Annotated in this window: 5 protein-coding genes, 1 tRNA gene and 1 pseudogene; 2 read left to right on the forward strand and 5 right to left on the reverse strand. The window is 59.8% G+C overall.

The annotated features are described in order from the left end of the window. Positions 1-4: 4 nt before the first annotated feature. From BRA1253DRAFT_RS40495 to BRA1253DRAFT_RS18250, 3 genes are all read right to left on the reverse strand, one after another. Positions 5-724 carry an antitoxin Xre/MbcA/ParS toxin-binding domain-containing protein gene (locus BRA1253DRAFT_RS40495; protein ID WP_007596693.1) on the reverse strand — a complete coding sequence of 240 codons (720 nt, stop codon included), beginning with the start codon at positions 722-724 and terminating at the stop codon, positions 5-7. A gap of 129 nt (positions 725-853) precedes the next feature. Further along, entirely contained in the window at positions 854-1,528 is a 675-nt protein-coding gene (tenA, locus tag BRA1253DRAFT_RS18245; RefSeq protein WP_007596695.1) for a thiaminase II, read from the reverse strand. Positions 1,529-1,793: 265 nt separating this feature from the next. Further along, complete coding sequence (locus BRA1253DRAFT_RS18250) at positions 1,794-2,918, reverse strand: ABC transporter substrate-binding protein (protein WP_007596697.1); 1,125 nt, start codon at positions 2,916-2,918, stop codon at positions 1,794-1,796. A gap of 107 nt (positions 2,919-3,025) precedes the next feature. On the opposite strand from BRA1253DRAFT_RS18250, the gene BRA1253DRAFT_RS18255 reads away from it, so the two are divergent. Then, complete coding sequence (locus BRA1253DRAFT_RS18255) at positions 3,026-3,922, forward strand: LysR substrate-binding domain-containing protein (protein ID WP_007596699.1); 897 nt, start codon at positions 3,026-3,028, stop codon at positions 3,920-3,922. A 39-nt stretch (positions 3,923-3,961) separates the two neighbouring features. Here BRA1253DRAFT_RS18255 and BRA1253DRAFT_RS41635 read toward each other — a convergent pair whose 3' ends face one another. Together BRA1253DRAFT_RS41635 and BRA1253DRAFT_RS18265 are read right to left on the reverse strand one after the other, a co-directional pair. After that, entirely contained in the window at positions 3,962-4,924 is a 963-nt protein-coding gene (locus tag BRA1253DRAFT_RS41635; RefSeq protein WP_083869872.1) for a DUF4238 domain-containing protein, read from the reverse strand. 505 nt (positions 4,925-5,429) lie between these two features. Next, positions 5,430-5,506: transfer RNA gene (locus BRA1253DRAFT_RS18265), tRNA-His, on the reverse strand. A gap of 372 nt (positions 5,507-5,878) precedes the next feature. Here BRA1253DRAFT_RS18265 and BRA1253DRAFT_RS44500 point away from each other — a divergent pair. Beyond that, positions 5,879-6,198 (forward strand): annotated as a pseudogene (locus BRA1253DRAFT_RS44500) (IS21 family transposase); the annotation flags it as partial.

A 6,198-nucleotide genomic window follows, 5' to 3' on the forward strand; every position in this document is an offset into this window, starting at 1 on the left:
ATCCTTACGCAAGGATGCCGTGATCGATCCGGTGCAGCATCTCTTCGACGACGCGCGCGCCCGCCTCCGTCGCGAGGTAAGCAAGTGGCGTTTCCCCGCGAAGCAACTTCTTGGGCTTGCGCAACCAGCGGTGCGCCTTCGCAGGCTCGCCGAACACGTTGGCGGCCAATCGGTCAACCCGCGCCAGCCGCACGGCTTTGTCGGTCTCCTCGACCGTCAGCGGCTCGCCCTCCGACAGCCGCCGCGCCAGTGTGCGCTTCGGCACGACAAGCGCGTGAATTTCGTCGTCGCTGTAATTGGCGAGGCGCTTGAGCGCGGCAGGTTCGATGCGAAACAGGCTGTTGGCGTCGATAACGACATTGAACAGCTCGGCCGACGGCTGCGATTCATCCGTCCCGCCCCTGCCCAGCCCGAGCGAAGGCGCGTCGGTGACGGTGGAGAGCCCCGTGACCGCATCGAAATGCCCCTGCACGACAATGGCGCCGGCTTGCGGTTGATAGGTGTGGTCCTGCTCGGAGGCGAACAAGCGTTCAATTGCCGCCCCCCCGCGCGATTTGTCGGGAGGAGATTTGTGCGTCGGCTTCGATGATGGCTTGCGGTCAGGTCGCTGGGTCAGGGCTGCCGCCGCGATCGTCTTGATCTGTTTGTTGGTCAGCGAGCCGGGGGCACGAAGCCCGCGGGAAGTTGAACCAACGCCTTTGCCAGTCCGCTCGTTCTTTGCCATTGGTCCGCCGTAATGCCAAACGCCTAAAAAATACAGCCAAGTGGCATTTAAGCGCATGGGCTGCCGGATTCAAGCGCGGCGGTGCTCTCGCGACCTCATGCCGGGAAGCTCAGACAATGCCTGAAAGGGCTATTGAACACGCTGGCCCTCACGCCAGGCCATCTCCCAGAAGTCTGCCTCGAGTCTGGTGGCTTCCTTGAAGATCGCAATCAGTTCTGCCTCTCGCGCCGGCGTGGCGTAGAGATCGGCGAGATGCTCCATATGCGCCCGCGCTTTGGCAGCGACCTCCTGGTACGGCGCGCCGGCGTACTCGGCGATCCAAACGCGATAGGCGTTCGTCGCGGCGTCCGCGAGGGGTCGCGAGGCGAGCCGCGTTGCGATCTCCGCGTACCCGATCACGCAGGGGGCAAGCGCCACCTTGAGTGCCAGCAGATCGCCGCGCATTCCCGCGTCGAGCACGTAGCGTGTATAGGCCAGCATCTCGGCCGCCGGAGGAGCATGTTCAAGATCGGTCGGCGATAGACCCCAATCGGCACAGAGCTTCACGTGGAGGTTCATCTCGACATCGAGGATGGCCGAAAGTCCGGCCGCTGCTTCACGCATGTCGGCGAGTTTTGGCGACTTGTAGACCGCGAGCGCGTAGGCGCGAGCAAACTCGATGAGGAACAAATAGTCCTGAACGAGGTAGTGACGAAACGCCGCTTCGGGGAGCGAGCCGTCTGCCAATCCGTTCGTGAAGGGATGCTCGGTGTAGGCCCGCCACTCAACGGATGCTTCTGTCTTGAGACGCTCGAAGAAACTCACGATGTCTGCCCGGCCTGCTGTCCATGAACGCCCTTAGTTTGCTACCGATAGCGCATTGCGAACCGGGGAGCTACGGTGACGGCGGACAAACTGGGTTTGAGCAGCGTTGCGGATGGGGCACTCCCCGCGTCGAGAGTTGTGTGCACTGTCGCCGTAATGCCGAACCCACCGTTCCGAGAGTTTGATCGCGCAAAGCTGCCATTTCGGCATCGGCCACGCTTCACCCGAAAAGAAGATTGCAGGAGCGGCCCCACTCGGCGAGCCTTCAGATGTCGACGAGGTACACGCCTTTGGCTCCAGTCGGATTGGGGCCGAGTGCAGGCCCGATCATCTCCTCGAACTGAGTCTTCAGCCGTTCGACGCGTGTCCGATCCTGCATGAACAGCTGGAAACGCAGCGGATCCGTATTGTACTCCGAAATCGGCTTGTAGCCACCGGGGACCGGCACGTCGCGACGCACCGACCACTGGCCGGTCCGGGCAATCGTGGCATCTTTCGAGGCCATCCAGCTTAGATAAAGCCGTGCTGCGGCTTTGTGCTGCGCCTCGCGAAAGATTGCCGCTGTCTGCGGCCAGCTGTGGAACACGTCGTGCCGAGGCAATGCGAAGCGTAGCGGGCTATTAGCTGCCGGCGCAAATGCTCCGGAGGCGGTGAAGGTCGCGGCTCGCTTACCCTCCTGCACCGCTAGGCGCGCCGGCACAGTACCACGGACCCACAATACGTCCTGCTGCAGCAGGCGATCTATGTACTCCCATCCATGGGCGTTGACGATACGATCGAACTGATAGAGCACAGCATCGTCATCGTGCGGATAAGTGAGACAGATGCGCCCCTTGAGCTTCGGATCGAGATAGTCGAGCGCATCGCGTGGCGCGTCCGCCTCCGGAACAAGCGTAATATTGAACGAGTTGCTGAAAGCGACGACGCTGATTGCGTGGAAAGCGGCGTCCGGGTCCTTATATTCGGGCGCGATGGCGTCCCAGTCGAGCGGCTTGTAGGCGAGGAGTTGATCTTGTGTCTTCCAACGCTCGAAATCCTGCAGCGTCTGCAGGTGCGCGACATCAGCCTCCAGGCGACCGCGCGCAAGTTGCAGGTCGATGCGCGCATCATGGAATTTGCTGAGATCTGTTATGATGCGGGCGTCCATGCCCGGAAAGCGCTTCTTGAAAGCCTGCTCCAGGCCCGCCGAGGCGTTCGGAATGTCACCCCCTGCGTACACCACAAGCTTTCCGCCTTCCGCGAGTGCCGCACGATGCAGCTCGTCCAGGCTGCGCGTCTCAACGTCCGGGGGCACTGACTGAGGTCTGGCGACCGATGCACGCGCGGCAGCAAGCACGAGCGGTGCTGCAAGAGAGATTGCCGCAAAGGCGCGACGGCTGAACTGTTGCATGACTCTTTGATCTCCGAATTTTGCTTCCCTCAGTTATTCCGCGCGCTTGCCTGATACAATCACGTGAAATTGTGACATACAGTAACGCGGCAGCGATACAATCGCTGATGGATCGTTTGACCGAACTGGAAGCCTTCATTCGAACCGTCGATCTGGGCAGTCAGGCGGCGGCAGCCGCGGCGCTTGGTCTGTCGCGAATGGCGGTCGGGCGACAAATCCAAGCTCTTGAGCGGAGATTGGGGGTACGCCTGTTGCAACGCACGACCCGGCGACAAGCGCTGACCGAGGCCGGTGCGGCATTCTACGAGCTAACGCGCGAACCATTGAGGCAACTGCACGACGCCTCCGACCGAGCATCGGAATCGCGAACCAGCCTTCACGGCAGGCTGCGCCTGAGCGCGCCCGTGTCTTTTGGTGTGCGGTATTTACCGTCGGTGCTCAGCCGTTTCAGCGAACAACACCCCGGGGTGGAGATCGACCTGGTGCTCAATGATCGGATCGTCGATCTGGTGGAGGAGGGATTCGATCTGACGCTGCGCATCGGTCGTTTGGCAGACTCCAGCTTGATGTCGCGGCGGCTCGCGCTGTGTCGAAGAGCAATCTGCGCTTCGCCCGCATATCTGGCGCGACACGGCATTCCAAAGCATCCGGCCGACCTGCTTGCTCACAACTGCCTGCGCTACACTCAGGCCGGACAGTCGCAAAGTTGGGCGATGACAGCTCCTGACGGAACCAAGGAAGTGGTGACGGTGGGCGGCAACTTGGCTGCCAATAATGGGACGGCCCTCATGATGGCGGCCTTGGCGGGAGAAGGCATCATTTTGCAGCCGCTGTTCATCGTTGATGAGGCCTTGCGTGATGGCCGGCTGGTTCAACTGCTGTCGACCTACCGCCTCGGTGAATTGGAGCTTCATGCTGTTTTTCCGGCAGCACGCTACATGCCGGTGAAGCTGCGGCGTTTCGTCGACCACTTGGTGGAATCCTATGCCGTCGGGCTACCGTGATAGAGAAAGCGTGGCCCCCATTGGAAGGCTGCCGCGGGCTTAATCGCCGCCTCTGGTGGATTTGACTCGAATGGTTGAGATCAACGCGTATCCCGTGGGCGTCTTGAGTTCGGTGGTTACCGGTTCAACGCGAAAGGACCGATGCTTATTGAGGAAGGGTTCGACCCACTCGTGATGGTCGCGAAAAAAGATAAGTTCTTCTCCGCACCTGGCAATGGCTTGATTTATAGCGCGGACTTCGTTCCGGGAAGGCGTCAGCAGGCGACAACGAAAAGCCTTGAATGTCGTGTCCATATTTTGATCCCGCGCATCAAGATCGGGGCGAATACGCAAAGCAAGGTCGGGAGCTAGCGGCACCAGCCTGTTGATGATTCTTGGATCGTTAGACGTCTCAATTCCGTTTGCGAAATCGCTAGTAAAGAAGGGGCTATCCTTGGCGTATTCGTTAACAACAATATCCCAGGCGGAATTCCCCCAGATGTTCACCCGCTCCATGATTCCATTGATGCCGAGGGCTTGAGGGTACTTCTCGTTGATGGTTGTTTTGATGACCGCACTCTCGATCAACTCGGTATAGCTCTTGCCTCCGAGAGCTTCCGGCGCTCTCGGAATCTCTCCCGATGCGTCGAGGATCTTGCCGGTGGCTTCAACCGTGCTCCTCAAAGGTCCCGAATGTAGCCGCATTGCTGCCGGCGAGCAGATCGTTACGTAGGCGGCGAAGCCGGCAACCACATGGACAGTATCACGACTCGGTTTTCCAGTTCGCAGTTCTGCGATTGCGGGATTGTAGTTGGGTTCGACTGTTTTCAAGAATTCTTCGATGGCTCGATCGTTCAGCAGATATTCGTTCGTGCTACCGTTTTGCACGCGGCAGACATCTTTTGAACTGCATGGGAAAACATGGCCGTCGCGCTTGCGAAAGCCGTGCATCTGCTTTCCATCAAGTTCAGGCGAATAGAACTGCCGCAGATGAACCTGTGAAACGTAATGATCGAGAGGCATGTCGGGTTTTGTCAGAGAATTTCAGAGGGCGGGGCCTCAAAACAATTAGGCGACTCAACCGGACTATAATTTTAGGCATACCGGCTTGCTCAACGAATAAAAGCCCGGGCTGAGAGCGGCGCTTTTGGTTAAACCGCGATGGCCGTTATCGTCGTCATATTCTCGACGACGTAGCGAAGCCGCTCAGCTGTTTCCTGTTGGCTCGAATGCTGTAGACAGGGACGCAACGATAATTCTCTATCCACATTTGATTACGGTGATAGTGCACTCTTTATGTTGCCGGATGTCGCAGATGCCATGTCGCAGATAGCGCAGGCCGCGCGTTGGGCAACGAGCGCTTCTTCCACTGCCCCTTGCGACTGACCAGCTATGGTTCATGTGGAGTTTCGACACTCTCACCGCGCTCCCGACCGGTTTTATACGCAGATCGCGAAATGATGATAACGCGCCTGCCGCAGGCGGGAGGCGCCAATCCGTGATGTCTGCTTAAGCCCTGCCGCACCGTTGGTACAGTTGGGTGGGCTCGAACCACCGACCTCCTGTTCCACAGACAGGCGCTCTAACCAACTGAGCTACAACTGCATCCTTGCGAGCCGCCCGAGGGGCGCCCTTGATAGGGCCGGTACCTAAGGGGGGCTGGACGGGGCGGAAACTAGGTGCAACGGGCGTTTTTGGCAAGGCCGCAAACAGACGAAAAACCGGGGTAAATCACCCTCAGCGCAATGAAATCAGGCTTGATGGCGACCGTAGTGCGGAATCCGAGGCAAAGCGGCCACCGATTCCGACGGAAGGCGGCCAGCGATTCCGATCGAAAGCGGCCACCCAATCCGAACGAAGGCGGCCACCCTGTTGATAGGGTGAGACGGGGGGCGTTGTCGGCAATCTGAACGGGGCAAGGTCCCTCCTTTTGCGGTTCACGCAATGGGAGGTCCGATGCCCGCCGAGAGATTGCCGATGCGGAAGATTCGAGAAGTTCTACGCCTGAAGTATGCCTGTGGGGTGAGCGATCGGGTGATCTCCCGATCGGTCGGGATCGGTCGCACGGCGATCGCGGAGTATGTCCGCCGCGCCGCGGTGATCGGCATCACCTGGCCGATACCGGAGGAGCTCGACGACACAGCACTGGAGCGCAAGCTGTTTGCGCCAGCCGGCTACAACCCGCCGCGATCGAAGCCGCTTCCGGATTGGGGGCATGTCCATGCCGAGTTGCGCCGCCGCAGCGTAACGCTGGCGCTGCTGTGGGAGGAATACCGCGGCCATCATCCCGACGGCTA

This window comes from Bradyrhizobium sp. WSM1253 (assembly GCF_000244935.1).
Classification (GTDB): Bacteria; Pseudomonadota; Alphaproteobacteria; order Rhizobiales; family Xanthobacteraceae; genus Bradyrhizobium; species Bradyrhizobium canariense.

Bases quoted from the DNA above. Each gene is read 5' to 3' on its own strand.
- BRA1253DRAFT_RS40495 (WP_007596693.1), bottom strand. From the start codon at position 724: ATGGCAAAGAACGAGCGGACTGGCAAAGGCGTTGGTTCAACTTCCCGC.
- BRA1253DRAFT_RS18250 (WP_007596697.1), bottom strand. From the start codon at position 2,918: ATGCAACAGTTCAGCCGTCGCGCCTTTGCGGCAATCTCTCTTGCAGCA.
- BRA1253DRAFT_RS18255 (WP_007596699.1), top strand. From the start codon at position 3,026: ATGGATCGTTTGACCGAACTGGAAGCCTTCATTCGAACCGTCGATCTG.
- BRA1253DRAFT_RS41635 (WP_083869872.1), bottom strand. From the start codon at position 4,924: ATGCCTCTCGATCATTACGTTTCACAGGTTCATCTGCGGCAGTTCTAT.